Raw genomic sequence first — 25,430 nt, forward strand, 5'->3', positions numbered from 1 at the left:
GCGTAGACCAGGAGACCTCCCGCCCCCATGGGTGACGTCGTTCCCTTCATCGCCAAGGTGCGGTCCAGCGGCGACTGGAGCGCCGCCGAGCGCGCGCGCCTGGAGGAGCTGGCCGACCGCCTCTCCGCGGGCGGGGCGAAGGTCGAGGCGATCTTCGGCGCCACCGACGCCGGCGACCCCTGGTGCGTGGTGACCGACGAGGACGGCGAGGTCCTGATCCACGTCGCGCGGATCGGCGGACGCTTCGTGGTCCATTCCGCGGTCGACGACGTCGTCAGCGAGGGGACGGACCTTCCCGCAGCCCTGCGCGAGCAGATCGGCGCCGCCGAGGCCGCCGATGAGGGCGTGGTCGTGCCGTTCAGCCTGGCCGGCCGCCAGGCCCAGACCATCCTCGCGCTCGTGATCGCGACGGCCTTCTTCTACGAGACGGTCGGCCCCGCCGACGTGGCCGAGGCGGCCGAGCCGCCCGCCCCGCCGCCGCCGACCGATCCGCCTCCGCCCCCCGCGGACCTGAAGACGCCGACCCAGGAGCGCGAGCTGGCGGTCCAGGGCGCCGCCCTGACCGAGCCCCAGGCCAAGGCGGCCGCCGCGGCGCTGGTCGCCGCCGCCCCCGCCGAGGACGCCGCGGCTCCGTCCGTCGCTGCGCTGGAGGAGGCCCAGGCGCCGCTCGCCGCGCCGCCGGTCGAAGCGGCCGAACCCCTTGCCCCGGCCGGCGCGGAAGCCGTCGTGCTGGCGGCCGGCGCGGCGGTCGTGGAGACGATCCAGGGCACGGGCGGCGACGACCTCCTGACGGGCACGGCCGCAGACGAACGCCTGGTGGGCGGGGCCGGTGACGACACCCTGGTCGGCGGCGGCGGCCGGGACCTGCTGCTGGGCGGGGCCGGCGACGACCGGATCGAGCTTGGCGCTGAGGTCGTGGCGGTGGGCGGCGAGGGCGCCGACACCTTCGTCCTGGTCCGGCCCGAGGCCATGGGCCGCGCCGAGACCCTGCTCGGCGTGGTGGCCGACTTCGACGAGGCCGCCGGGGACCGGATCGTCTGGAACGGCGAGACGATCGCCGTTCCGCCCCGCGAGGCGTCCGAGCCCGCCTTCACGCCGCCCTGGGACCTGGGCGTCACCGATTCCGGCCGGCCGGCGCCCCCGGGCGCGGAGGACGCGGGACCGCCCTCCACCAACGTCTTCGGCCCGGACGCCCGACGCGTGGAGGTCGACCTGGACGGCGACGGCGTGATGGACGGTTACGTCCTGCTCTACGCCACGCCCTGGCGCACTGTGGTGCTCAGCGATCCGCTCGACGTGCTGCCGCACCCCGTGCCGCCCGACCAGATGGAGGCTCTGGTGGGCCGCGCGTTCGGCGACACCGATCCGTTCGGCCTCTAGAGGGCCTTCAGGATCCCCTCGACCATCTTCTTGGCGTCGCCGAACAGCATCATGGTGTTGTCGCGGAAGAACAGCTCGTTCTCGACGCCTGCGTAGCCCGAGCTCATCCCGCGCTTCACGAACAGCACGGTGCGCGCCTTCTCCACGTCCAGGATCGGCATGCCGTAGATGGGGCTCTGCGGATCGGTCTTGGCCGCCGGGTTGGTGACGTCGTTGGCCCCGATCACGAACGCCACGTCGGCGGTCGAGAACTCGGAATTGATGTCCTCCAGCTCGAAGACTTCGTCGTAGGGCACGTTGGCCTCGGCCAGCAGCACGTTCATGTGTCCCGGCATGCGGCCGGCGACGGGGTGGATGGCGTACTTCACCTCGACGCCCTCCTCCTTCAGCGTGTCGGCCATCTCTCGCAGGGCGTGCTGCGCCTGGCTCACCGCCATGCCGTAGCCGGGGACGATGATCACCTTCGAGGCGTTCTTCATGATGAAGGCCGCATCGTCCGCCGAGCCCTGCTTGACGGGCCGCGTCTCGACCCGGCCGCCGCCGGCGGCGGCGCTCTCGTCGGCGCCGAAGCCGCCCAGGATCACCGAGATGAAGCTGCGGTTCATCCCCTTGCACATGATGTAGCTGAGGATGGCGCCCGAGCTACCCACCAGGGCGCCGGTGATGATCAGAGTGGTGTTCTCGAGGGTGAAGCCCAGGGCCGCGGCCGCCCAGCCCGAGTAGCTGTTCAGCATCGAGACTACGACGGGCATGTCGGCCCCGCCGATCGGGATGATCAGGGTGACGCCGATCAGCAGCGAGAGGGCGAAGATCGCCCAGAAGGCCCAGAGCGCGGAGCCGCCGCTCATCACCAGCACCACGACTAGGGCCACGATCGCCACGGCGATGGCGATGTTGAGCAGGTGGCGGGCCGGCAGCAGGATCGGCGCCCCGCTCATGTTGCCGTTCAGCTTGGCGAAGGCGATCACCGAACCGGTGAAGGTGACGGCGCCGATGGCCAGGCCCAGCGAGAGCTCGACCAGCGAGATCAGGTGGACGCCCTCGGGGCCGGCGATGCCGTAGGCCTCGGGCGTGTGGATGGCGGCGACGGCCACGAGGCAGGCGGCCATGCCGACCAGGCTGTGGAAGGCGGCCACCAGCTGCGGCATCGAGGTCATGGCGACCTTGCGGGCGATGACCGCGCCGATCCCGCCGCCGACCGCCACGCCGCCGACGATGAGCGCCAGCGTCAGGGCGTCCAGCGCGCCCTGGCTCCAGAGGGTGGCCAGCACCGTGCCGACGGCGATGGCCATGCCGATCATGCCGTTGCGGTTGCCCGATCGGCTGGTCTCGGGGCTCGACAGGCCGCGCAGGGCCAGGATGAAGAGCACGCCCGAGGCGAGATAGAGGATGGCCGCGAGATTGGCGTTCATTGGTCAGCGTCCCCCCGGCGCCGGAGCATGGTGCGAACTGCGAGGTAGAGGCCGAAGGCGACGACGGCGCCGCCTGCGGCGAGGATGATCTGGCCGGTCGGCCCGTAGCCCACGGCCGCCTGCTGCGACATGGCGATGACCGCGCCGCCGGCCGCCGTCACCACGACGGCGCGGGACAGCTCGGCGTTGCGACCGTAGCCGCGGCTCACTTGCCGCGGTCCTTCTTCTTGTACATGGCCAGCATCCGCTGGGTGACCAGGAAGCCGCCGAAGATGTTGACGGCGGCGAAGGCCGCGGCGACCGCGCCGGCGCCCTTCGAGATCAGCACGTTGCGGGTCAGTTCGCCGTCCTGGCCATGGGCCGCGGCCGCCAGCAGGGCGCCCACGATGATCACCGACGAGATGGCGTTGGTCACGGCCATCAGCGGGGTGTGCAGCGCCGGGGTGACGCTCCAGACCACGTAGTAGCCCACGAAGATGGCGAGCACGAAGATCGCCAGGCGAAAGACGGTCGGATCGACGGCTTCCATGGATCAGCCCTTGAGCGAGGGGTGGACGACGGCGCCGTCCTTCGTGACCAGCGCGGCCTTGAGGATCTCGTCCTCGAAGTCCGGCGCGAACTGGCCTTCCTTGTCCTTCAGCAGCTCGGCGAAGGCGGTGAGATTGCGGGCGTAGAGGGCGGAGCTGTCCGCCGCGATCCGGCCCGGCAGGTTGGCGTGGCCGACGATGGTCACGCCGTTCGCCGTCACGACCGCCTCGCCCGGCTTCGAGCCCTCGACGTTGCCGCCCTGCTCCACCGCCAGGTCGACGATGACCGAGCCGGGCCGCATCGAGGCCACCTGGGCCGCCGAGACCAGCTTCGGCGCGGGCCGTCCGGGGATCAGCGCCGTGGTGACGACGATGTCCTGCTTCTTGATGTGCTCGGTGATCAGCGCCGCCTGCTTGGCCTGGTACTCGGCGCTCATCTCCTTGGCGTAGCCGCCGGCCGTCTCGGCCGCCTTGAACTCCTCGTCCTCGACGGCCACGAACTTGCCGCCCAGGCTCTCCACCTGCTCCTTGGTGGCGGGGCGCACGTCGGTCGCCGTGACCACGGCGCCCAGGCGCTTGGCGGTGGCGATCGCCTGCAGGCCCGCCACGCCCACGCCCATCACGAAGACCTTGGCCGGGGCGATGGTGCCGGCCGGCGTCATCATCATCGGCAGCGCCCGGCCGTAGGCCCAGGCCGCCTCGATCACCGCCCGGTAGCCGGCGAGGTTCGCCTGCGACGACAGCGCGTCCATCACCTGGGCCCGGGTGATCCGCGGCACGAACTCCATGGCGAAGGCGGTGGCGCCCTGCGCCGCCAGGGCGTCCAGCGTCGTCCGGTCCTGATAGGGGTTCAGCAGGGCGACGACGAGCGCGCCCTTCTTCAGCGCCTTCACCTCGTCGGCCTCGGGCGCGCGCACCTTGAAGAGGATGTCGGCCTTGCCGAGCGCGTCCTTGGCGGTCTTGGCCAGGGCGGCGCCGGCGGCCTCGTAGTCGGCGTCCTGGAACGAGGCCGAAAGGCCCGCGCCCGCCTCGACCACCACCGAGAACCCGGCGGCGGCGAGTTTCTTCACCGTCTCGGGAACGGCGGCTACGCGCGTCTCGCCTGCGCGTCGTTCCTTGATGACGGCGATGACAGCCATCCGCGGCGCCCCCCTTGTCTGATCGGGCGCGACCATAGGGGGCTGCTCCCGGCCTTGTCCAGCCGAGAGACCACAGTTTTCAAACGAGTGTTTTAAGCTGAGCTATCGGGTCCGCGGAGCCCACGCACAAAGGCGCTCCGCCCGAAGGAGCAGAGCGCCCGCGAACCTTCCGCGAAGGTAGCGCTAGTGTCCGGAGGACTTCTTCTCGCGCAGCACCAGGGTGCCGATCACGACCATGACGGCGGCCGCCACGAACGAGGCCAGGAAGCCCGCCTCTGTGGCGAACCACATCGTCAGCAGGAGGATGAGGGCGGCCGTGTAGAGCGAGCCCCACTTCGTCATCAGCATGACCAGATGGTACGTCGAGCGTTGCTCTGCGATGTCCATCTCGCCGCGGTGGTAGTCGGAAGCCGGTCCGGCCATGGCGTGGGCGCTCTCCAGTAAAGTCGTCGGGCGGGTGCTACACGATGCGCCCGCGCCGCTCAAGCCGGCCACACGGCCAGCAGGGTGCGGAGCGAGGAGACCAGCGCCAGCGGCTGGTCGATCATGACGTGGTGTTCGGATTGCGGGATCTCGATCTCGCGCACGTCGGGGCCGAGGAAGCCGCGCTCGCCGCCCTTGCGCCGGGCGATGATGCTGCTCTGCGCGCCGTAGATGTGGACCATCGGCACGCGGACCGTCGGCGCCCGGCCGCCCCTGTCCTCGAAGCCCTTGCGGTCCAGCTTCTCCCACATCGTGGGATCGAACTTCCACGTCCAGCCCTCGCCCGAGCCGCCCTCGACCTCGGCAGGAAGCGGTGCGCGCTTCAGCGAGCGGCGGGCGATGAAGTCGGCCACGAACAGGTTGCCCGCCGGCTGCGGCGGCATCAGCCGGAAACGGCCGAGCGCCTCGGCGAGGCTCGCATAGACCCGGCTGGGCCGGTCGGCGGTGGGGATGTTGCGCACCTGCTCGCGGCGGCGCTTGCGCTCGGCCTCCACCTCGGGGGGCGGTCCGCCGAAGCCGGTGTCCACCAGCACCGCAGCCCGCATCCGCTCAGGGTGGCGGACGGCGGCGAAGAACACCTGGGCCCCGCCGAAGGAATGGCCGATATAGATCGGTGGGCGGCCGTCGGCGTAAAGGCCCGCGGCCCGCGCGCACGCCTCGGCGTCGTCGGCGAAGTCGCCGAAGGCGTAGCGGTCACGCCAGTCCGACTCGCCCATGCCGGCCAGCGACATGGCCGCGACGCGGTAGTCCCTGGCGAGGAAGGGGGCGATGAAGCTCCACCAGTCGGCGTGGGCGCTGTTGCCGTGGACGAGCAGGAGGCCGGGCTTGCCGACCTCGCCCCAGGTGAGCAGCTCCAGCCGCGTTCCCTTGGACTGCACGAACGAGCGCTCGGGCGCGTCGGCGATGGCGTCCTTGAACCACTGCGGTGCGGGCGGCTCGGCGCCGTCGAACGCGGCCAGCGGCGCACGCACTTCCGGCGGCAGGTCGCCCGAATGGAACGGCCGGTCGTCGTAGGTTTCCGCCCCTTGCGCCGGCTTGTCGTCATCGTCTCTGGCCATGCCCATTCGGGTCTAACGGCCGTTTGAAAAATGGCAACCGCCTTCCGGGAGCCGGAAGGCGGTGAATGGAAAGCTCCCCGCGGGACGGCGCTGTTCGGGGGACGACTCCGCCCCGCGGGGATCGGCGGCGCGCTATCGCGTCACCACCGGTTCGGAAGGACCGTCCGGGGGCGCTCCGCCTCGAGACGGAACAGCACCGGACGACCGGCGATCTCCTGCGGCGGCGGCTTCAGCGCGCGGGCGCGCCGAACGGCCCTCAGCATCGCCGCATCCAGCGGCTTCGAACCGCTCGAGGTCACGAGGGTCGGCGCCGCGATCGCGCCCGCGGCGTCGACGTCGAAGCGGACTTCGGCGACGCCGCGCCGCGGCTGATGGGCGGGACTGGCGTCGAGTTCGCGCTCCAGCCGGCGCTTGGCGTCGGCCACCCACCGGTCGTGCTGCAGGTGCGGGCGCGCCGGGTCGGGGATGTTGGCCCGGGCGGCGGGCGCCAGGGTGGCGAGGGCGACCGTGACTCCACAGGCGATGGCGACGAGGCTCTTCAAGGCGATTGCTCCTTTGGCAGGCGTTCGGGCGTGGGAGGGCGTGCGGCGCCTGCCGCCCGGGATCGGGCGCCGCGTGTTCGTCATGGAAGGGAGAGGCGGGGGAGCCGCCCGGCCGGTCAGCCGTCGATGTCGAGACCCAGGGCCAGCCGCGCGGCCAGCCGCGCCTGGGCCTTCTCCTGCAGCGGGTGGTAGCGGGCGGCCTGGACGTCGCGGAAGATCCGCTCCAGGCCGGTCCTGCGGTAGAAGCCCGCCCCGCCGGCGGCCTCCATCGCCTTCTCCACCGCCCGGATCGCGGCGCGGCCGGCCAGGGTGCGTCCGGTCATGATCCGGCTGGAGGCGGCGGGACCGGGCTCCTCGCTCGCCGCGCAGGCCAGCATGTCGGCCAGCGCCAGGCGGGCCGCGGCCAGCTCGGTCTCCATCTCGCCCAGGATCAGCTCCAGATCGGACGAGGGCTTGCGGGCCGCGGCCAGGTCCAGCGCCTTGTCGCGCGCCGCCTCCGCCAGGCCCACGTAGACGGCGTAGATCAGCGGGAAGGCGATCAGCGTCACCATGTGCATGACCGGATGCCACCGGCCCGCCGGGCGCCGCACCGTGACCGCGCTCTCGGGCACGAACACGCCGGAAAGCTCGATGTCGTGCGAGCCCGTGCCGCGCATGCCCAGGGTCTGCCAGGTGTCGAGGATCCGCACGCCCTCGCCCCGCAGCGGCAGGGCCATGTGCAGCACGGTCGGCCCCTCGGGCGCGTCCAGCACCGCCATGGTCATCAGGAGGTCGCCGGCCGGGCAGCCGCTGGCGAACACCTTGCGGCCGTAGACGCGGAAGCCCCCCTCGGCCGGCTCGGCGCGGCACGAGCCGTCCAGCCAGTCCGAGCCCCCCGAGGAGACCAGCGTCAGCTTCTGGCCGACGATGCGGGCGAGCAGCCCCTCGACCGCCTCGGGCGTGCGCCGCCAGCGCCAGGCCGGCAACGCCACCTGATGGGTGTGCATGGACAGCGCCAGCGCCGTCGAGCCGCAGTAGCGGGCCAGGGTCCGCAGCATCGCCGCGAGCTCGGCATGGCTCGCCCCGCCGCCGCCCAGTTCGGCCGGCACGCCGGCGGCGTGGAAGCCGCGGTCCTTCAGCAGGGCCAGGTTCTCGGCCACGAAGGCGTCGTCGGCGTCGGCCTGGGCCGCACGCGCCGCGAGCTCGGGGCCGACTTCATGGGCCATCCGCTCCCAGTCGGTGCGGGCGGCCGCCTTGGTCTTGGTCATGGTCGTGGTCATCGTCCGAAGTCCTCGCGCCGCCGGGACGGCCCTGATGGCCTGGACCTTCGCGGCGCCGGGCTCTCATGACCGAAGCGGTCCGCGCCGCTCCAGTTCGAAGAATGAACTTGCCGAACATCGTTCCGCTAGCGACGATTTCCGCATGAAGGGTTACGGACAATTCTGCCCGGTCGCCAAGACGGCCGAGATCTTCGCCCAGCGCTGGACGCCGCTGATCGTGCGCGAGCTGTGCTTCGGGCCCCACCGCTTCTCGGAGCTGCACGCCGGCGTGCCGACCATGTCGCGGGCGCTCCTGGTGCAGCGGCTCGCCGAGCTCGAAGAGGCCGGCGTGATCGCCACCGAGCCGATCGGCCAGGGCAAGCTGTACCGGCTCACGCCGGCGGGCGAATGCCTGCGCGAGATCATCGTGCAGATGTCGGCCTGGGGGCAGCGCTACGGGCAGGGCCGTCTGGGTCCCGCCGACCTCGACCCCACCATGCTGGTCTGGAGCATGAAGCGGCAGGTGGACCCCAGGGAGCTGCCCGACCGGGACGTGGTCGTGCGCCTGGAGTTCCGCGGCGTGCCCAAGGCGCACGCCGCCCGCCGCTACTGGTGGATCATCCTGCGGCCCGACGACGTGGAGGTCTGCTTCAAGGCGCCCGAGCAGGATGTCGACGTGGTGGTCTCGGCCGACCTCGAGACCTTCATCCGCGTCTGGATGGGCTATGCCGGCTTCAGCGCGGCCCAGCGCGAGGGCATGGCCGCGATCAGCGGCGATCCCCAGCTGGTGCGCCTGTGCCGCCGCGTGCTGGGCGTCGAGGACGAGCCGCACCACCGCCTGCTGGCGTTCGAACCTCGGGCGGCGGCCTGAGGCCTACGTCGGGCGCGCTGCGTCTCAGACCAGCGCCTCGAACTCGTTGACCAGCCGCTCGAGCTGCTTCATGCCCGCGGCCCAGAAGGCCTTTTCGCGCGGGTTAGAGGCCGAACGGGGCCAGCGCCTCGACGTAGGTCTTCGTCCCGCCGGCGGCCAGCAGCTGCTCGTAGAGCGGGGCGAAGCCCTGCGGATCCTCGCGGCGCTTTTCCATCAGGCCGCGCACCAGGAGATCCCCGAAGGGGTAGGCGTAGACGTAGAACGGGGCGTGCACGAAGTGGCTGACGTAGCCCCAGTAGTGCTCGTAGCCGGCGTTGAGCCGGACCGCCGGCCCGAGGCTCTCGCCCATCACCTGCAGCCACAGGCTCCCGATCTCGTCGGCCGAGAGTTCGCCCTGGGCCCGCGCTTCGTGGAATTGGGCCTCGAAGCGGTGGAAGGCGATCTGGCGGACCACCGTGTTCAGCCCGTCCTCGATGCGGCCGGCCAGAAGCCCCCGGCGCTCGGCGGGCGGGGCCTCGGCCAGGAGGCGCTCGAACACCAGCCCCTCGCCGAAGATCGAGGCGGTCTCGGCCAGGGTCAGCGGCGTATCGGCCAAGAGGGTGCCGAGCGGCGCGCACAGGGTCTGGTGGACGGCGTGGCCCAGCTCGTGCGCCAGGGTCAGCACGTCGCGCCGCTCGCCCATGTAGTTCATGAAGACGTAGGGGTGGCGGTTGGCGGTGACAGGGTGCGAATAGGCGCCCGACTGCTTGCCGGCCCGCGGCCGGGCGTCGATCCACGGCTGGGCGAAGAAGGTCCGGGCCGTGTCGGCGAAGCGGGGCGCCAGAGCCTGGAAGCTCTCCAGCACGATCCCACGCGCCTCGTCCCAGCCGTAGGTGCGCGGCGCCGTGGTCTCCAGCGGCGCGTTGCGGTCCCAGTGGTCCAGGACGTCCTTGCCCATCGCCCTGGCCTTCAGGCGGTAGTAGCGATGGCTGACCGGCCCGTAGGCCTCGACCACCGCGGCCTCCAGGGCCTCGACGGCGTCGGCGTCCACCTCGTTGGCCAGGTGACGCGAGGCGGCAGGGCTCGGATATTTCCGCCAGCGATCCTCCACCTGCTTCTCGAAGGCGAGGGTGTTGAGGCACAGCGCCAGCACCGGATTGCGGGCCTCGAGCGCCTTCGCCAGCGCCTGGGCCGCCTGCTTGCGGCGCGCGCCCTCCGGATCGGACAGGCGGTTCAGGATCTCAGGCAGCGTCAGGGTCTCGCCGCCCACCCGGGCGGTCAGGGCGGCCAGCGTCTCGTCCGACAGCCGCATCCAGTTGGCCACCGCCGGGCCGCGGTCCACCAGCATCCGCTCCAGCTCGGCCGACAGCTCGTGGGGCCGCGCCGCCCGCACGCGCCGCAGCCAGGGCCGCCAGCGGCCGGCTTCCGGACGCGCCTGCAGCGCCGCCTCCAGCTCGGCGTCCTCCAGCTGGTTGATCTCCAGCGTGAAGAACAGGCTCTCGGCCCCGATCTGCGCCGAGCGGGCGCGCAGATCGGCCTCGAACTTCGACCAGGCCGGGTCGTTTCGCGCTGTCGAGGCGGCGAGCGAGGCGTAGGCGCCGACGCTCCAGAGATGGTTGGTCGCGTCCTCGTAGAGCCGGATCCCCTGGTCCAGGAGCGCGCCCAGCTCGGCGGCGGCCGCGCGGGCGCCGACCAGCCGCCCCTTCAGGGCCGCCAGTTGGGCCGTCGCCTGGGCCGCGGAGGCGAGGTCGGCCTCGATCCTCGGGTCCTCGCGGTCGGCGTAGAGGTCGTCCAGCCGCCACTGCGGCAGCGCATCGGTCTTGAAGGGGGCGTTCATGCCTCGTCAGATAGTCCTAGGCCTTCTGGGTCGCCAGCAGGATCGACGTCTCGGTCGAGGCGATCCCTTCGATCTCGCGGATGCGGTCCAGCGCCTGGCTGAAGCCGGCCAGGGTCTCGACGTCCAGCTCCACCACCAGGTCCCAGCGGCCGTTGGTGGAGTGGATCTTGTCCACCTCGGGAAAGCCGCGCAGGGCGTTCGTCACCGCCCGCGCCCGTTCGCCCTCGATGGCGACGCACATGATCGCCCGCACCCGGTTGGCCTCCATCTCGGGCCGGGTGCGGATGGTGAACCCCTGGATCACGCCGCGCTGGGTCAGGCGCTCGATGCGGTTCTGCACCGTTCCGCGCGAGACCTTCAGCGCCTTGGCGAGCGCCGCCGCCGGGGTGCGCGAATCCGCCCTCAGGAGGGCGATCAGCCGTCGGTCGAGGTCGTCCACCATTTCGCCAACATCTTGTGACAGAATGCCAATCGAACTCGCACAAGGTAGCAGCTTGGCCGCTTTTCGCTAGCGCCGCCGCGAGACACCCTCATCCCTGTTCACGTCGACGCCAGAGGAGATCCCGCATGGCCGACCGGCCGCTTTTCGTCATGACCGACCCCTGCTGCTTCGATGTCAGCTACCGCATCAACCCCTGGATGAAGCCCGAGACCTGGACGGCCGAGCAGACCGCCGCCGCCTGCGCCGCCTCGGAAACGCTGCGCGGGGCGCTTGAGGCCGAGGGCGCGCGGGTCGAGACGATCGGCGCGGTGAAGGGCCTGCCGGACCTGGTCTTCCCCGCCAACGCCGCCGTGGTGCTGGACCGCAAGGTGCTGCTGGCCCGCTTCCGCTATCCCGAGCGCCAGGGCGAGGAGGCGGTGTTCCGCGCCGTGTTCCACCGGCTGAAGGCCCGGGGGCTGGTCGACGAGATCCACGACCTGCCGGACGGCCTTTTCCACGAGGGCGCGGGCGACGCCATCTGGGACCGGGACCGCCAGTTGTTCTGGGCCGGCTTCGGCCCCCGTTCCAGCCGCGGCGCCCTGCCCGTGCTCCGCAAGACCTTCGGCCAGGAGATCGTGCCGCTGGAGCTGGCCAGCGACCGCTTCTACCACTTGGACACCTGCTTCTGCCCGCTGGCGGGCGGCAAGGTGCTCTACTACCCGCCGGCCTTCTCGCCCGAGGCCCAGGCCACCATCCTGTCCCGCGTGGCCGAGGCGGACCGCATCGTGGCCAGCGACGAGGAGGCGGCCGCCTTCTGCGTCAACGCCGTGAACCTGGGGGAGCGCGTGGTCATGGCCCGTCCGCCCCAGAGCCTGCGCGAGAAGCTTCAGGCGCACGGCTACACCGTCGTGGCCGTCGACCTCGATCCGTTCATCCTGTCGGGCGGCGCCGCCTACTGCATGACCCTGCGGCTGGACCGCGCCAGCGCCCCGGCCGCCTCCGTCCTCGCGGCCGAATAAAGGGGGGAGCCCGCCATGAACGACATCACGCTGCAGCACTCGCTCACCGACAGCTACATCGCCCTCGAGGCGCTGTACGGAGCCAAGAACTACAAGCCGCTGGACGTGGTCCTGACCCGCGGCGAAGGGGTCTACGTCTGGGACGTGGAAGGCCGCCGGTACCTGGACTGCCTCTCGGCCTACTCGGCCGTGAACCAGGGCCACTGCCACCCGAAGATCCTCGAGGCCATGGTCCAGCAGGCGCAGCGCCTGACGCTGACCTCCCGGGCCTTCCGCAACGACCAGCTGGCGGCCTTCTACGAAGAGCTCTGCGCCCTGACCAACTCGCACAAGGTGCTGCCGATGAATTCGGGCGCCGAGGCGGTGGAAAGCGCGCTGAAGGTGGCCCGCAAGTGGGGCTACGAGGTCAAGGGCGTGCCCGACGGTCAGGCCGAGATCATCGTCGCCTCCGAGAACTTCCACGGGCGCACGATCAGCATCGTGGGCTTCTCCACCGATCCGCAGTCGCGCGGGGGCTTCGGGCCCTTCGCCCCGGGCTTCAAGGTCGTGCCGTTCGGCGACGCCGAGGCCCTGGAGGCGGCGGTGACTCCGAACACCGTGGCCATCCTGCTCGAGCCCATCCAGGGCGAGGCGGGCGTGATCATCCCGCCGGCCGGCTACCTGAAGGCGGCCCGCGAGCTCTGCACGCGCGAGAACGTCATCCTGATCCTGGACGAGATCCAGACCGGCCTTGGCCGCACCGGCAAGCTGCTGGCCGAGGAGCACGAGGGGATCGAGGCCGACCTCACCCTGATCGGCAAGGCGCTCTCGGGCGGCTTCTATCCGGTCTCGGCGGTGCTCTCGAACACCGAGGTGATGAGCGTGCTGCATCCCGGCGAGCACGGCTCGACCTTCGGCGGCAATCCACTCGCCTGCGCGGTCGCCCGCGCGGCGCTGAGGGTGCTGGTCGAGGAGGGCATGGTCGAGAACGCCGCCCGGGTCGGCGAGCGGCTGAAGGGCCAGCTCGCGGCCATCAAGGCCGGCGGCGTGAAAGAGGTCCGCGGCCGCGGCCTGATGCTGGCCGTCGAGCTGCATCCCGAGGCCGGCGGCGCCCGGCGGGTGTGCGAGGCGCTGCAGGCGCGCGGGCTCCTGGCCAAGGAGACCCACGAGCACACCATCCGCATCGCCCCGCCGCTGATCCTCACCGACGAGCAGGCCGACTGGATCGCCGGCCACTTCGCCGAGGTCCTGCCCCGCTAGCTCTTGGGGGTCGGCGCCTTGGCTCCCTGGGTGGCCTCCGGGGCGGCGGGCTGGGCCAGGGCGACGGCGTTGCGCGCCTCCTGGATGACGTAGGCGCGCACGTCCTCGGCGTCCTTCGGCGACAGGTACTTGGCGAAGCTGGCCATGCCGCGCGAGGCGCTGGCGCCGTCGATCACCACGCCCTTCCAGTTGTCGGCCGTCATCAGCATCGGCGAGGCCTTCAGGTCGGGCAGCCAGGCGCCCGAGGCGTTGGGGCCGTGGCAGACCTGGCAGTGCTGGTGGAACACCGCAAAGCCGTTCTTCGTATCGCCGCTCGAGGGCTGGATCATCGCCAGGTCGATCTCGGGCCGCGCGGGTTCGGGGAAGGCGGGCGCCTGAGCCTTGCCGCCCAGCTTGAACACCAGCAGCCGGCCCGGCAGGCGCGGCCGCTGGGGCATCGAGGCCGGAGCCGAGATCTGGCCGCCGCCGCCCACGCCGACCATGACCGCCACGTACTGCTCGCCGTCCAGCTCATAGGTCATCGGCGCGGCGATGATCCCGTTGCCGGTCTTGTAGGTCCACAGCTTCGTCCCCTTGGCCGCGTCATAGGCGCTGAACTGGCCCTCGGCCGCGCCCTGGAAGACGAGGCCGCCCGCCGTGGTCAGCACGCCCGCGTTCCAGAAGTAGGGGTGGTCGACGGTCCAGACCGCCTTCTGCTGCACCGGGTCCCAGGCCACGATCTGGCCCTTGATCATCGCCGTCAGCGCCTTCAGCGTCGCCGCGTCCGTCGGCAGGGCGTTGGTCAGGAAGTCCACACCCACGTTCCACGCCCCCGGCTTGTACGAGAAGCCGGTGTCGTCGGTGTAGGCGAAGGGCGTCACGTTGGTCGGGATGTAGACGAGGCCCGTCTTCGGGTTGAACGCCATGGGCTGCCAGTTGTGCGCCCCCAGCGGCCCCGGGATCTGAAGGTTCGCCTCGCCCTGGTAGCGCGCCTGCGGCGTCTCGATGGGCCGGCCGGTCTTCGGATCGACCCCCGTCGCCCAGGTGATGTTGGTGTAGTTCTTGGCCGAGATCAGCTGACCGGTCGCCCGGTCGATCACATAGAAGAAGCCGTTCTTCGGCGCCTGCATCAGCACCTTGCGCGGCTGCCCGCCGATCGAGAGGTCGGCCAGGATGATGTGCTGGGTGGCGGTGTAGTCCCAGCTTTCCCCGGGGGTGGTCTGGTAGTGCCAGACGTAGTCGCCGGTGTCGGGCTTCAGGGCCAGGATCGAGGAGAGGAAGAGGTTGTCGCCTTTGCCGCCCGACCGGATCTTGTGGTTCCACGGATTGCCGTTGCCGATCCCGAAATAGACCAGGTCGAGCTGCGGGTCGTAGGCGATGGAATCCCAGGCCGTGCCGCCGCCGCCGGTCTTCTTCCACTCGCCCTCGCTCCAGGTGGCGTTCGCCTTCTCGGCCATCACCTTGTCCGACGCGGCCCCGTCGGGCTGACCGGTCGGATTGGGCACGGTGTAGAAGCGCCAGAGCTGCTTGCCGGTGGCCGCGTCGTAGGCGGTGATGTAGCCGCGCACGCCGTATTCGCCGCCGCCGTTGCCGATCAGGACCTTGTCCTTGATGACCCGCGGGGCGCCGGTGATGGTGTACGGCCTGGAGGTGTCGGTCGTCTGCACCGACCAGACCTGCCGCCCGGTCTTGGCGTCGAGCGCGATCAGCCGGCCGTCGAGCACGCCGACATAGACCCGGCCCTTCCACAGGGCGACGCCGCGGTTCACCACGTCGCAACAGGCGTGGAAGCCCTTCGAGCCCTCGACCTTGGGGTCGAACGACCAGAGCTGCTCGCCGGTCTTGGCGTCGAAGGCGTAGACCTTGGACCACGCGGTGGTGGTGTAGAGCACCCCGTCGGCCACCAGCGGCGTCGCCTCCTGGCCGCGGTCGGTGTCGAACTCCGCGAACCAGGCCAGGCCGAGCTGGCCCACATTGCCCGTGTTGACCTCGTCCAGCGGCGAGAAGCGCTGCTCGGAATAGCCCTTGCCGTAGGAGAGCCACTCCGCGTTCGCATCGGCCGCCGCGATCCGCGCGCCGTCCACCTGGCCCGCGCCGCCGTCGCCCTTCTGGCAGGCCGCCGCCGTCAGCGCCGCAGCCATGACCAGGCCCAGAGTGATGATCCGCATCTCGCCCTCCCACTTGGCCGTTGGGTCTTCGAAGCCCGGCCTTGGGCGGCACTATGCCCGCGCGGCCGCGCCCCGCAAGCGTTCCCCGGCGGAAGGAGACGGCCTCAGACCACCGCCCGCGCGGGGGCGGTCGCCGCATGCGCGCTGGGCCGGAGGCGGGCGTAGGCCATGGCCAGGCGCTCGATCGCCGCCTCCATCTGATCGGGCGGCAGGGTGAAGGGCAGGCGCACGAACCGCTCGAAGGCGCCGTCGACGCCGAACCTCGGCCCCGCGGCGATCCGCACCCCGAAGCGCTCGCAGGTGGCGGCCAGGGCGGTGGAGACCGGCGCCGGCAGCTCGGCCCACACCGACAGCCCGCCCGGCGGGGCCTGCAGCCGCCAGTCCGGCAGGCGCTCGGCCGCCAGCCGAAGCAGCCGCTCGCGCCGCTCGCGCAGCAACTCGCGCCGGGCGGCGAGCGCCGCCTCGTCGTCGGCCAGCAGGGCGGCGGCGGCGAGTTGCTCAAGCACCGGCGTGCCCAGGTCGATGGAGGCGCGCATGGTCGCCAGGGCGGCGATGGTCTCGGGCTCGGCCCGGATCCAGCCGATCCGCAGGCCGCCCCAGAAGCTCTTGCCGGTCGAGCCCAACCGCACCACCGAGCCGGGCGGCTCCTCGAAGCCGTAGGCGGCGCGCGGGCCGTCCAGCGCCAGATCGAGCATGGTCTCGTCGAACACCACGATGGTGCGCGTGCGCGCGCCGGCCGCGGCGATCGCCTCGCGGGCGGCGAAGTCCATCCAGCGGCCGGTGGGATTGTGGAAGTCCGGCACAAGGTGGGCGAGCCGCGGCCCGCTCTGCTGGAAGGCGGCGACGACGCCGTCCACGTCCCAGCCGTCGGACGGCAGGCTGACCGGCACCGGTCGCCCCGAGGCCCGCAGGATCGCGTCGATGGCGTTGGGATAGGTGGGATGGTCGATCACCACCCGGTCGCCCGGCCCCGCCAGTAGACGCAGCATCAGGGCCCAGGCGTGCTGGGCGCCATGGGTGACGAGGATCTGGCCCGGCGTGGTGGGCAGGCCCCGGCGGGTGTAGCGCGCCGCCACGGCCTCGCGCAGGACCGGCAGGCCGACGGGTTCGTAGCCGTGGTGCGGCAGGTGCGCCGGCAGGGCCTCGATGGCCTTGGCGTAGGCCTGGTGCACGAACTCGCCGGCCGGCATGGCCGCCGCGATCAGATCGATCACCCCGGGCTCGCTGGGCGGCATGAGCGGGGTGGAGGCCCGCTGGCCCGGCCCGGCCGGCAGGCGGGTCCGCGCGCCCGCGCCCTGGCGGCTCTGAAGGAAGCCCTGCTCGCGCAGGCGGGCGAAGGCGCCGGTCACCGTCGTGCGGCTGACCTCCAGGGCGGCGGCCAGCTCGCGCTCGCCGGGCAGCACCACGTCCAGCGGCAGGCGCCCGTCCAGGATCAGCAGCCGCAGGCCGTCGGCGAGCTGGCGGTAGGCCGGTCCGGCCTCTTCGCCGCGCCAGGCGCCCAGCAGGCGTGTGAGCGAGGCGGCGCGGATGCGACGAGGTCCCATAAGGCCACGCTACGGCGACTGGACCTGTTTTTCAAGGCCAGTTGAAGCCACCTTGCCGGCATGATGATCCGCCGCCTCGTCCAGCTTCTCGTCGGCCTCTGGCTCTACGGCTTCTCCATGGCCCTGATGATCCGAGCGGGGCTCGGGCTCGACCCGTGGGACGTGTTCCACCAGGGCCTGGCCGGGCGCACGCCGCTGTCGTTCGGCCTGATCGTCTGCGTGGTCGGCGCGGCCGTGCTGCTGCTGTGGATTCCGCTGCGCCAGAGGCCGGGGATCGGGACGGTGGCCAACGTCGTCGTTATCGGCCTGGCGGCGGATGCGAGCCTCGCCGTCCTGCCCGACTTCCAGGGCCTGCCGCTGCAGTCGGCCATGCTGGTCGCCAGCATCCTCCTGAACGGCCTCGCGGGCGGTCTCTACATCGGCGCGGGGCTAGGGCCCGGCCCGCGCGACGGGCTGATGACCGGCCTGCACCGGCGCACCGGCTGGCCGATCCGGCGGGTGCGCACCGCGATCGAGCTGGCGGTCCTGGCCGCGGGCTGGCTGCTGGGCGGGACCGTCGGCGTCGGCACCGTCCTCTACGCCCTGGCCATCGGCCCTCTGGTGCAGGCCTTCCTGGGCGTCTGCACGATCCGCGAGGCGCCCGCGAGGCCCGCCGCCGCCGTGCCGGCCGAGTAGCCGCGGCCGTTAACCTACGACTCAGCTCTCCGAAACCCCGCCTTTACCCGTCCCCTGTATCAAACGGGGACAACAAGAAGGCCTGATCCAACGAGACGGGCGCTCAATCGGTGGGTGTTTTCAAATGGCCAAAACGGTCCTGGTCGTCGACGACGACCCGACGCAACGCAGGCTGATCCAGGCGGTCCTGGAGCGCGAGGGCTTCGCCGTGGCCCACGCGGAATCGGGCGACCAGGCGATCTCGCGCCTGGCGTCCGGCGCCGCCGCCGACGTGGTGCTGCTCGACCTCGTCATGCCCGGCATCTCGGGCCAGGACACCCTGGTCGAGATGCGAGCCCGCGGCTTCTCCCAGCCGGTGATCGTGGTCACCGCGACCGGCGGGATCGACACCGTCGTGCAGGCGATGCAGGCCGGCGCCGTCGACTTCTTCGTCAAGCCCGCCGCGCCCGAGCGGATCATCGTCTCCATCCGCAACGCGCTCTCGATGGGCGCGCTGAAGGGCGAGGTCGACCGCCTGAAGAAGCACGCCAGCGGGCGGACCACCTTCGACGACCTGATCGGCGCCTCGCCGGCCATGGTCATGGTCAAGCGCCTGGGCGAACGGGCGGCCCGATCGTCCATCCCCATCCTGATCACCGGCGAAAGCGGGGTCGGCAAGGAGGTCATCGCGCGCGCCGTCCACGGCTCGTCCGACCGCGCCGGCAAGCCGTTCGTGGCTGTGAACTGCGGGGCGATCCCCGAGAACCTCGTGGAATCCATCCTGTTCGGCCACGAGAAGGGCAGCTTCACCGGCGCGACCGACAAGCACCTGGGCAAGTTCCAGGAGGCCAACGGCGGCACCCTGTTCCTGGACGAGGTGGGCGAGCTGCCCCTCGACATGCAGGTCAAGCTGCTGCGCGCCCTGCAGGAGAGCGAGATCGACCCGATCGGCTCCAAGCGCTCGGTGAAGGTGGACGTGCGCATCGTCTCCGCGACGAACCGCGACCTCTCGCAGGCGGTGGCCGAAGGCCGCTTCCGCGAGGACCTGTACTACCGGCTGAACGTCTTCCCGATCGAGGCGCCCTCGCTGCGCGAGCGGAAGGAGGACATCCCTGCCCTGGTCGACGCCTTCATCCGCCGCTTCAACGTCGAGGAAGGCAAGGCCGTGGTGGGCGCCGCCCCGGAGACCCTGGCCTGCCTGACCGGCTTCGACTGGCCCGGCAACGTCCGCCAGCTCGAGAACGCGGTCTACCGGGCCATCGTGCTCGCCGACGCCCCCTACCTGCAGCCGCACGACTTCCCGGCCATCTCGGGCATCGCCGCCCCGCCGCCGGAAGCCCTGGCGCCGAAGGCGGTCACCGCGTCCGCGCCGGGTCCCGTGCCGTCGGCCGGAGAGCTGGCCGCGGAGCTGCCGCAGCCCCAGGCGCCGGTGCCGATCCTGGACGCCCGCGGCCACATCCGGCCGCTGGACGAGATCGAGCGCGACCTGATCCAGCACGCCATCGAGGTCTACTCCGGCCACATGAGCGAGGTGGCCCGCCGCCTCGGCATCGGCCGCTCGACGCTCTACCGCAAGGTCCGCGAGAATGGGCTGGAAGGGCTGATCAAAGGCGGGGCGGAAGCCGTCGCCTAGAGAGACAATAACCGGACGACAAGAGACCAGCGTGGTGGTGGTCCGACTGGCGGGGCGCGGCGCGCTTCCCGCCCGCCTCTCCCTCAGCCCTTCTTCGGGGGAGAGGCGTCCTTCTTCCGGAAGGGCTTACGCTGGATGGTCTTCTTCTCACCCTTAGCCTTGGCGGCGATCTCCTTGAGCTTGACCGCCTGCATGGCCGAGAGCGCCTGGCCCGGCGCGCCCTTCTCGGGATCGCCGAAGGCGCGGCCGTAGGTCTTCACGCGTTCGGTGACGCTGCCGAGGAATTCGCCCTCCCATTCGGAGAGCGTGACGCCCGCCTTCTCGGCGGTCCGGCGGGCGCGTTTCAGGGCGTTGAGGGCGGCGCGCTTGGCGGCCGCCTTCTGGGCCTCGTAGGGCGAGAGGGGCGTCTTGCGCTTCAAATCTCTCCGATCGCCGAGAGATAGAGGTCGAGGATCGCCTCTTCCTCCTGCCGCTTGGCGCGGTCCTGCTTCCGGATGCGGATCACCTTGTTGATGATCTTCACGTCGAAGCCGTTGCCCTTGGCCTCGGCCTTCACTTCCTTGATCTGCTCGGAGATCTCGGCCTTTTCCTGCTCGAGCCGCTCGATGCGCTCGATGATGCTCTTGAGCTGCCCCTGGGCGGTGGCGTTCAGCACGTCGGAGTGGGCGGAAGCGTCGTCGGCCATGGTCAAGCTCATATCGAGTTCGAGGGTGATCGGGAAGCGGCGGTCATAGCGGTCCGGATCGGGACTGTCATCGGACCATGAACCTCGACTAGAACCAGGCCGTTGAGACGCATCGACGCGGAGGGTCCTTGAGCATGTCCGACGAGAAGCGACGCCCCAGCGAGGCCGAGGCCCTCGCCGCCGTGCGGACCCTCATCGAGTGGGCCGGGGACGATCCGGACCGCGAGGGCCTGCTCGACACCCCCCGCCGGGTGGTGAAGTCGTACAAGGAGCTGTTCGCCGGCTACGAGACCGATCCGCGCGAGTACCTCCAGCGCACCTTCGACGAGGTCGGCGGCTACGACGAGCTGGTGATCCTCAAGGACATCCGGGTGGTCAGCTTCTGCGAGCACCACATGCTGCCGTTCCTCGGCAAGGCGCACGTCGGCTACCTGCCGCGCAACCGGGTGGTCGGCATCTCGAAGCTGGCGCGGGTGGTCCACGGCTTCGCCCGGCGGTTGCAGATCCAGGAGAAGCTGACCGCCGAGATCGCCGAGGCCATCCAGGACATCCTGCAGCCGAAGGGCGTGGGCGTGGTGATCGTATCCGAGCACAGCTGCATGACCATGCGGGGCGTGAACACGCCGGGCTCGCGCCTGACCACCAGCCACCTGCTGGGCGAGGTTCGGGACGATCCGCGCACCCGGACCGAGTTCTTCGAGCTGGTCCGGAACGGCGCCTAGAGCAGGCCGCGCGCCTCGAGCGCCGGCCGCAGGCCCGCCGGATCGGTGAAGTGGTGGACGTCGAAGCCCAGCGCCTCGGCCGCGGCGACGTTCCGGGCGCTGTCGTCCACGAACAGGATCTCGCCGGGCTCGAGGCCGAAGCGCTCGCACACGATGCGGAAGATGGCGGGATCGGGCTTCATCACGCCCTCGAGCCCCGAGGCGACCACGCCGCGCAGCCGGCCGAAGGCGGGACTGAGGGCCATCGTTCCCTCCAGGGTCTCGTGTGAGACGTTCGACAGGCCGTACTGGGGGACGCCCCGGGCGTGCAGGTCCTCGATGGCGGCTTCCGTCTCGGGAATCGCCCCCGAGAACATCTCCCACCAGCGGCTCTCCCAGGCGCAGATCGCCTCGGCGTGCGCGGGGAAGCGCTCGAGCAGCGGCGCACGGTTCTGCGCGAAGGTCACGCCGGCGTCATGGGCCACGTGCCAGTCCATGGTGCAGACATGGCTAAGGAACCGGTCGAGCTCGGCCGGTTCCTCGAAGATCTTGGAGTAGAGCGTGCGCGGATCCCAGCGCACGATGACGTTGCCGAAGTCCCAGAGGAGAGCCTTCGGCATCGACGGGGCGCTTAGCCCTGCTTGGCCTTGAAGCGCGGGTCGGTCTTGTTGATGACGTAGACCCGGCCCTTGCGGCGCACGAGCTTGCAGTCGCGGTGACGCGTCTTGAGCGACTTGAGCGAGCTTCTGACCTTCATGACCGTTACTTCAGAGGGCCTAGGGGCGGCCGGTTTCAACAAGAGGGCGCGCATATACGGGGGCAGGCGCCTTTCGTCAACCTGACGGCGTTGTGATTGGGGCGGCCGCCGACGCGGACTAGATATCGAATGATGCGCCGCCGTTACCTGCTCGCCCTCTACGTCCTGGCCGGATGCGCCACCCCGCCCAGGCCCGCCCCGCCCGTCACCCCGCCGCCGCCGCAGGCCGCCGCGCCCGCCCCAGCGCCGGCGCCGCCGGTCTCGGTGAAGCCGCCGACCGCGTCGGGGGACATGATCTTCGACGCCTGGGCCGCCGAGTTCCAGGGCCGCGCCCTGGCCGCCGACGTCCGCCCCGACGTGCTGGAGCGCGAGATGGCGGGCCTGACGCCCGATCCGCGCGTCGCCGGACTCGACAGCCGCCAGCCCGAATTCTCCAAGCCCGTCAGCGCCTACCTGAAGGGCGTCGTGACGGCCGACCGCGCCGCCATCGGCCAGCGCCGCCGCGCCGACGTGACCGAGTTCGCCGCCATCGAGGACCGCTACGGCGTCCCGCGCGAGATCCTGCTGGGCGTCTGGGCGCTGGAGAGCGGCTTCGGGGCCATCCAGGGCGACATGGACGTGATCCGCTCGGTCGCCACCCTGGCCGCCCAGGGCCGACGCCGGGCCTGGGCCGAGGGCGAACTGATCGCCGCGCTAAAGATCATCCAGTCGGGCGAGCACCCGCGCGCGCGCCTGAAGGGTTCGTGGGCCGGGGCCATGGGCCAGACCCAGTTCATCCCCACCACCTTCCTCTCCACCGCCGTGGACTTCGACGGCGACGGCCGGCGCGACATCTGGGGCTCGCGCGGCGACGCCCTCGCTTCGGCCGCCAACCTGCTGTCGAAGGCCGGATGGGTCCGCGGCCAGAGCTGGGCCCGCGAGGTGACCGTGCCCGCGGACTTCGACTTCAGCCTCACCGAAGGGCCGCGCCTGACGCCGGCCGAGTGGGCCGCCCGGGGCGTGACCCGCGCCGACGGCCAGCCATGGACCGACGCCGACCTGCAGGCGCAGGCCCAGCTCGTCGCGCCCGCCGGCGCCAGGGGGCCGCTGTTCCTGCTGTTCCCGAACCACTTCGCCATCCGCCGGTACAACAACAGTCTGGCCTATGCCCTGGGCGTGGGCATGCTGGCGGACAGCTTCCTGGGCATGAACGGGACCGTGCGTCCCTGGCCGGACGAGCAGCCCCTGTCGCTGGTGGACCGCATGACCGCCCAGCGCGCCCTGGCGGCCCTGGGCTTCGATCCGGGCGCGCCGGACGGGGTCGTGGGCATGAACACCCGCACCGCCCTGCGCAACTGGCAGAAGGCGCGCGGCGTCGTCGCCGACGGCTATCTCTCGCCCGAGATGGTCCGGCGCCTGAAGGCCGAGGCGGGCGTCAGTTAGCTGCCGCCCTCGTCGCGCTTCTCGAGGGTGGCGATGGCGGTGGCCGCGCGCGTGGCCGGCTCGGGGTCGGCATTGCGCAGCTGGCGGTTGCGGAAGGCGTAGACCAGCATCGCGCCCATCAGCACCGCGTTCAGCAGGAACGGCGCGGGCCCCACGTGCTGGTAGAGCCAGACGAACAGCGGGGCGAGCACCACGTTGATCCCGTTCACCGCCGCGATCGCGCCGGCGACGCGGGCCTGCTCGTCCATGTCCACGGCGATGGACGAGCCGGCGGTGAATCCGGGTCGGGCGAAGCCGAAGCCGAGGCTGGAGATCGCATAGCCGGCGACCACGATGTAGTAGTCCGGCGCCAGGGCCACGACCAGGTTGCCCAGCGCCGCCACCGCCACGCCCCAGCGCAGCAGCTGGCGCGGCGTCATCTGGAACATGCGGATCAGGCCCCACTGGGCCAGCAGGCCCGCGACGGCCCCGAACATCATGGCGATGGCGATGAAGTACTGGGCCTGGGTCGGCGACATGCCGAGCTTGTCGATGATCAGGAAGCCCAGGGTCTGGGCCTGCGCCGTCTGGCAGGTGGCGACGATGAAGCCGTAGAGCAGGAAGGGCGTGACCCGGGGATCGCGCCACATGGGCTTTTCCTTCGGGGCGCCGGCCACCACCGGCTTGCGCGGACGCCTGGCCTCGGCCGAGACGGGCGTCTCGGGCAGGTAGCGCCAGACCACGAACAGCATGGCCGCGGCGATCAGGGCGAAGGTGAAGAGCGGCCCGGCCAGGCCGATCACCGGATAGATGAAGAGCGGCGCCAGGAAGGGGCCGATGACGGTGCCGAGGCCGAAGGCGCCGGCCAGGCTGGCCATGGCCTGGGTCCGCCCTTCCGGCGGCGTGCGCTCGGCCACGTAGGCCTGGGTCGCCGGATTGGACGCGGCCCCGAACAGGCCGAACAGCGAGCGCGCCAGCAGGAAGAGCACGAAGATCACGATCGGCGCGGCCATGTGCCGGAGCCCGGCGCTGACCACCAGTCCGCACATGAACATCGAGACCATGAAGCCCGAGAGGCCGACCAGCATCAGCGGCTTGCGCCCATAGCGGTCGGACGCGCGCGCCCACCAGGGCGAGGAGACCGCCCAGAGCACCGCCGAGAGCGAGAAGATCGCCGCCACCATCGGGTCGGGGATGCCGATCGAGCGGCCGATGGCCGGCAGGACCGAGATCAGCCCCGTGTTCCCGAGGGCCGTGGCCAGAGAGACGCCGAAGATGATGGCGAACGGCCGGCGGGCCAGGCCCTGCGGAGGCTCGGGATTGGGCATCGTGGGCCGGGTTATGCCCGTCAAGCCCGCGCCCGCAAACCGGGAATGACGCTCACCCGCCATTAAACATTAACCGCCATGCTCCTCCGACCTTCGGGGGACCTGATGTTTCAGATCATCGGCATCGTGCTGCTGTTCGCTCTGGTGTTCGGCAGCTACATCATCTCGGGCGGCAACATGGGGGTCATCCTCCATGCGCTTCCCCATGAGATGATGGCCATCGGCGGCGCGGGCGTGGCCAGCTTCCTGATCGCCAACTCCCTGCCGGTGATCAAGGCGACGGTGGGCAACTTCGGAAAGGTGTTCGGCGGTCCCAAGTGGAAGGCGGCCGACTACCGGGACCTGCTCAGCCTGCTGTTCCTGCTGACCAAGACGATGAAGTCGAAGGGCGTGATCGCCCTCGAAAGCCACATCGAGAACCCCACCGAAAGCACGATCTTCACCCGCTTCCCGAAGATCATGAAGGACCACTTCGCCATCGACTTCATCTGCGACACGCTGCGGATGATGACCATGAACCTGGAGGACCCCCACCAGGTCGAGGACGCGATGGAGAAGCAGCTCGAGAAGCACCACCACGAGGCGCAGCAGCCGAGCCACGCCCTGCAGACGCTCGCCGACGCCCTGCCGGCCCTGGGCATCGTGGCCGCCGTGCTGGGCGTCATCAAGACGATGGGCTCGATCACCGAGCCGCCGGAAGTGCTGGGCGGCATGATCGGCTCGGCCCTGGTCGGCACCTTCCTCGGGGTGTTCCTCGCCTACGGCCTCGTGGGACCGATGGCCACCCGGATGCGCGAGGTGATCGACGAGGAGGGCTCGTTCTACCGGATCATCCAGTCGGTGCTGGTGGCGCACCTGCACGGCAACGCCGCGCAGATCTCGGTCGAGATCGGCCGGGGCAGCGTGCCCTCGGGCGCGCAGCCCAGCTTCATCGAGCTGGAAGAGGCCCTTTCCAACATCCCGAACGAGGCGTGACGCCCCGCCCCTGCGGGCGCCGTCATATGTTAAGAATTTCGATCACAAACGCGTGATTTTTCGCCTTGCGGAGCCGCCCTGCCCCGGCTTATTCCTCCGCTGCGCCCCTGGCCTGCTCCGCTGGCGAGGGGACCGCGAGTGACACTCAAAGAGGACTAGGGACATGACCAACGAAATGCTCCGCAAGCTGCTCGTCGCCGGCGCCGCTGTCGCCGCCCTGACCGTGGCCGCCTGCCAGAAGACCGAAACCACCGAAGCCGCTCCGGAAGCTGCTCCGGAAGCCGCCGAAGCTCCGGCCGCCGACGCCGCCGCCGCGACCGACGCTGCTGCTGCTGACGCCGCCGCCGCCGCCGAAGGCGCCGCTGCTCCGGCCGCCGACGCCGCCGCTGCGACCACCCCGGCCGCTCCGGCCGCGGACGCCGCTGCTCCGGCCGAGAAGCACTAAGCTTCTTCACGCGAT

Annotated in this window: 26 protein-coding genes and 1 pseudogene; 10 read left to right on the forward strand and 17 right to left on the reverse strand. The window is 71.1% G+C overall.

What is annotated here, in order from left to right; genetic code table 11:
• The first annotated feature begins 27 nt into the window (after nt 1-27).
• Complete coding sequence (locus PHZ_RS23485; protein WP_012523647.1) at nt 28-1,380, forward strand: calcium-binding protein; 1,353 nt, start codon at nt 28-30, stop codon at nt 1,378-1,380.
• Here the strand turns inward: PHZ_RS23485 and PHZ_RS17200 are convergent.
• From PHZ_RS17200 to PHZ_RS17235, 8 genes are all read right to left on the reverse strand, one after another.
• Nucleotides 1,377-2,792 carry an NAD(P)(+) transhydrogenase (Re/Si-specific) subunit beta gene (locus PHZ_RS17200; protein WP_012523648.1) on the reverse strand — a complete coding sequence of 472 codons (1,416 nt, stop codon included), beginning with the start codon at nt 2,790-2,792 and terminating at the stop codon, nt 1,377-1,379. The two genes, PHZ_RS23485 and PHZ_RS17200, sit on opposite strands and share 4 nt — an antisense overlap.
• Nucleotides 2,789-3,001 carry a hypothetical protein gene (locus PHZ_RS17205; protein ID WP_041373662.1) on the reverse strand — a complete coding sequence of 71 codons (213 nt, stop codon included), beginning with the start codon at nt 2,999-3,001 and terminating at the stop codon, nt 2,789-2,791. The genes PHZ_RS17200 and PHZ_RS17205 overlap by 4 nt, the downstream gene beginning before the upstream one ends.
• On the reverse strand, nt 2,998-3,321 hold the full coding sequence (locus PHZ_RS17210; protein ID WP_012523649.1) for a proton-translocating transhydrogenase family protein: 324 nt from the start codon (nt 3,319-3,321) through the stop codon (nt 2,998-3,000). The genes PHZ_RS17205 and PHZ_RS17210 overlap by 4 nt, the downstream gene beginning before the upstream one ends.
• A gap of 3 nt (nt 3,322-3,324) precedes the next feature.
• Nucleotides 3,325-4,458, reverse strand: a complete 1,134-nt coding sequence (locus PHZ_RS17215) for a Re/Si-specific NAD(P)(+) transhydrogenase subunit alpha (protein ID WP_012523650.1) — start codon at nt 4,456-4,458, stop codon at nt 3,325-3,327.
• Between the two features lie 183 nt (nt 4,459-4,641).
• The gene (locus PHZ_RS17220; protein ID WP_041373663.1) at nt 4,642-4,881 is read right to left on the reverse strand and encodes an aa3-type cytochrome c oxidase subunit IV; all 240 of its coding nucleotides are present in this window, start codon (nt 4,879-4,881) and stop codon (nt 4,642-4,644) included.
• Nucleotides 4,882-4,940: 59 nt separating this feature from the next.
• Nucleotides 4,941-5,999, reverse strand: a complete 1,059-nt coding sequence (locus tag PHZ_RS17225; protein ID WP_083771041.1) for an alpha/beta fold hydrolase — start codon at nt 5,997-5,999, stop codon at nt 4,941-4,943.
• Between the two features lie 140 nt (nt 6,000-6,139).
• Entirely contained in the window at nt 6,140-6,541 is a 402-nt protein-coding gene (locus tag PHZ_RS17230; protein ID WP_041373664.1) for an energy transducer TonB, read from the reverse strand.
• A gap of 116 nt (nt 6,542-6,657) precedes the next feature.
• The gene (locus tag PHZ_RS17235; protein WP_012523653.1) at nt 6,658-7,800 is read right to left on the reverse strand and encodes an acyl-CoA dehydrogenase family protein; all 1,143 of its coding nucleotides are present in this window, start codon (nt 7,798-7,800) and stop codon (nt 6,658-6,660) included.
• Between the two features lie 142 nt (nt 7,801-7,942).
• On the opposite strand from PHZ_RS17235, the gene PHZ_RS17240 reads away from it, so the two are divergent.
• On the forward strand, nt 7,943-8,650 hold the full coding sequence (locus tag PHZ_RS17240) for a winged helix-turn-helix transcriptional regulator (RefSeq protein ID WP_012523654.1): 708 nt from the start codon (nt 7,943-7,945) through the stop codon (nt 8,648-8,650).
• A 24-nt stretch (nt 8,651-8,674) separates the two neighbouring features.
• Here the strand turns inward: PHZ_RS17240 and PHZ_RS17245 are convergent.
• A pseudogene (locus tag PHZ_RS17245) lies at nt 8,675-10,466 on the reverse strand (M3 family oligoendopeptidase).
• A 16-nt stretch (nt 10,467-10,482) separates the two neighbouring features.
• Nucleotides 10,483-10,908 (reverse strand): Lrp/AsnC family transcriptional regulator, encoded by a 426-nt coding sequence (locus PHZ_RS17250; protein ID WP_012523656.1) that lies wholly within the window; start codon nt 10,906-10,908, stop codon nt 10,483-10,485.
• A 125-nt stretch (nt 10,909-11,033) separates the two neighbouring features.
• Here PHZ_RS17250 and PHZ_RS17255 point away from each other — a divergent pair, with 125 nt between their 5' ends.
• Nucleotides 11,034-11,906, forward strand: coding sequence for a dimethylarginine dimethylaminohydrolase family protein (locus PHZ_RS17255; protein ID WP_012523657.1), 873 nt, complete (start codon nt 11,034-11,036; stop codon nt 11,904-11,906).
• A gap of 15 nt (nt 11,907-11,921) precedes the next feature.
• The gene (gene rocD, locus PHZ_RS17260) at nt 11,922-13,145 is read left to right on the forward strand and encodes an ornithine--oxo-acid transaminase (RefSeq protein WP_012523658.1); all 1,224 of its coding nucleotides are present in this window, start codon (nt 11,922-11,924) and stop codon (nt 13,143-13,145) included.
• On the opposite strand, the gene PHZ_RS17265 is transcribed toward rocD, so the two are convergent.
• Both PHZ_RS17265 and yczR read right to left on the reverse strand, forming a co-directional pair.
• Nucleotides 13,142-15,292, reverse strand: coding sequence for a PQQ-dependent dehydrogenase, methanol/ethanol family (locus tag PHZ_RS17265; protein WP_012523659.1), 2,151 nt, complete (start codon nt 15,290-15,292; stop codon nt 13,142-13,144). The two genes, rocD and PHZ_RS17265, sit on opposite strands and share 4 nt — an antisense overlap.
• A gap of 104 nt (nt 15,293-15,396) precedes the next feature.
• Nucleotides 15,397-16,836, reverse strand: coding sequence for a MocR-like transcription factor YczR (gene yczR, locus PHZ_RS17270; RefSeq protein ID WP_012523660.1), 1,440 nt, complete (start codon nt 16,834-16,836; stop codon nt 15,397-15,399).
• Between the two features lie 60 nt (nt 16,837-16,896).
• Between yczR and yczE the strand changes: the two genes are divergently transcribed.
• On the forward strand, nt 16,897-17,511 hold the full coding sequence (gene yczE, locus PHZ_RS17275; protein WP_012523661.1) for a membrane protein YczE: 615 nt from the start codon (nt 16,897-16,899) through the stop codon (nt 17,509-17,511).
• Between the two features lie 124 nt (nt 17,512-17,635).
• Entirely contained in the window at nt 17,636-19,123 is a 1,488-nt protein-coding gene (locus tag PHZ_RS17280; RefSeq protein ID WP_012523662.1) for a sigma-54-dependent transcriptional regulator, read from the forward strand.
• Nucleotides 19,124-19,206: 83 nt separating this feature from the next.
• Here the strand turns inward: PHZ_RS17280 and PHZ_RS17285 are convergent, their stop codons facing one another.
• Both PHZ_RS17285 and gapR read right to left on the reverse strand, forming a co-directional pair.
• Complete coding sequence (locus PHZ_RS17285; protein WP_012523663.1) at nt 19,207-19,542, reverse strand: hypothetical protein; 336 nt, start codon at nt 19,540-19,542, stop codon at nt 19,207-19,209.
• Nucleotides 19,539-19,808 carry a nucleoid-associated protein GapR gene (gene gapR / locus PHZ_RS17290; protein ID WP_041373665.1) on the reverse strand — a complete coding sequence of 90 codons (270 nt, stop codon included), beginning with the start codon at nt 19,806-19,808 and terminating at the stop codon, nt 19,539-19,541. The genes PHZ_RS17285 and gapR overlap by 4 nt, the downstream gene beginning before the upstream one ends.
• A 134-nt stretch (nt 19,809-19,942) precedes the next feature.
• On the opposite strand from gapR, the gene folE reads away from it, so the two are divergent.
• Nucleotides 19,943-20,530 (forward strand): GTP cyclohydrolase I FolE, encoded by a 588-nt coding sequence (folE, locus tag PHZ_RS17295; RefSeq protein WP_041373666.1) that lies wholly within the window; start codon nt 19,943-19,945, stop codon nt 20,528-20,530.
• Here folE and PHZ_RS17300 read toward each other — a convergent pair.
• Together PHZ_RS17300 and ykgO are read right to left on the reverse strand one after the other, a co-directional pair.
• On the reverse strand, nt 20,527-21,129 hold the full coding sequence (locus PHZ_RS17300; RefSeq protein WP_012523666.1) for an HAD family hydrolase: 603 nt from the start codon (nt 21,127-21,129) through the stop codon (nt 20,527-20,529). The genes folE and PHZ_RS17300 overlap by 4 nt on opposite strands.
• Before the next feature lie 11 nt (nt 21,130-21,140).
• A complete protein-coding gene (ykgO, locus tag PHZ_RS17305; protein WP_012523667.1) occupies nt 21,141-21,266 on the reverse strand; it encodes a type B 50S ribosomal protein L36 in 126 nt (41 codons plus the stop codon).
• Nucleotides 21,267-21,398: 132 nt separating this feature from the next.
• On the opposite strand from ykgO, the gene PHZ_RS17310 reads away from it, so the two are divergent.
• Nucleotides 21,399-22,688 carry a lytic murein transglycosylase gene (locus tag PHZ_RS17310; RefSeq protein WP_041374375.1) on the forward strand — a complete coding sequence of 430 codons (1,290 nt, stop codon included), beginning with the start codon at nt 21,399-21,401 and terminating at the stop codon, nt 22,686-22,688.
• Here the strand turns inward: PHZ_RS17310 and PHZ_RS17315 are convergent.
• Nucleotides 22,685-23,995, reverse strand: coding sequence for an MFS transporter (locus PHZ_RS17315; RefSeq protein WP_041373667.1), 1,311 nt, complete (start codon nt 23,993-23,995; stop codon nt 22,685-22,687). The two genes, PHZ_RS17310 and PHZ_RS17315, sit on opposite strands and share 4 nt — an antisense overlap.
• Before the next feature lie 105 nt (nt 23,996-24,100).
• On the opposite strand from PHZ_RS17315, the gene motA reads away from it, so the two are divergent.
• Entirely contained in the window at nt 24,101-24,970 is an 870-nt protein-coding gene (gene motA / locus PHZ_RS17320) for a flagellar motor stator protein MotA (protein WP_012523670.1), read from the forward strand.
• A gap of 163 nt (nt 24,971-25,133) precedes the next feature.
• Entirely contained in the window at nt 25,134-25,415 is a 282-nt protein-coding gene (locus tag PHZ_RS17325) for a hypothetical protein (protein ID WP_083770988.1), read from the forward strand.
• Nucleotides 25,416-25,430 lie beyond the last annotated feature (15 nt).

This window comes from Phenylobacterium zucineum HLK1 (assembly GCF_000017265.1).
Classification (GTDB): Bacteria; Pseudomonadota; Alphaproteobacteria; order Caulobacterales; family Caulobacteraceae; genus Phenylobacterium; species Phenylobacterium zucineum.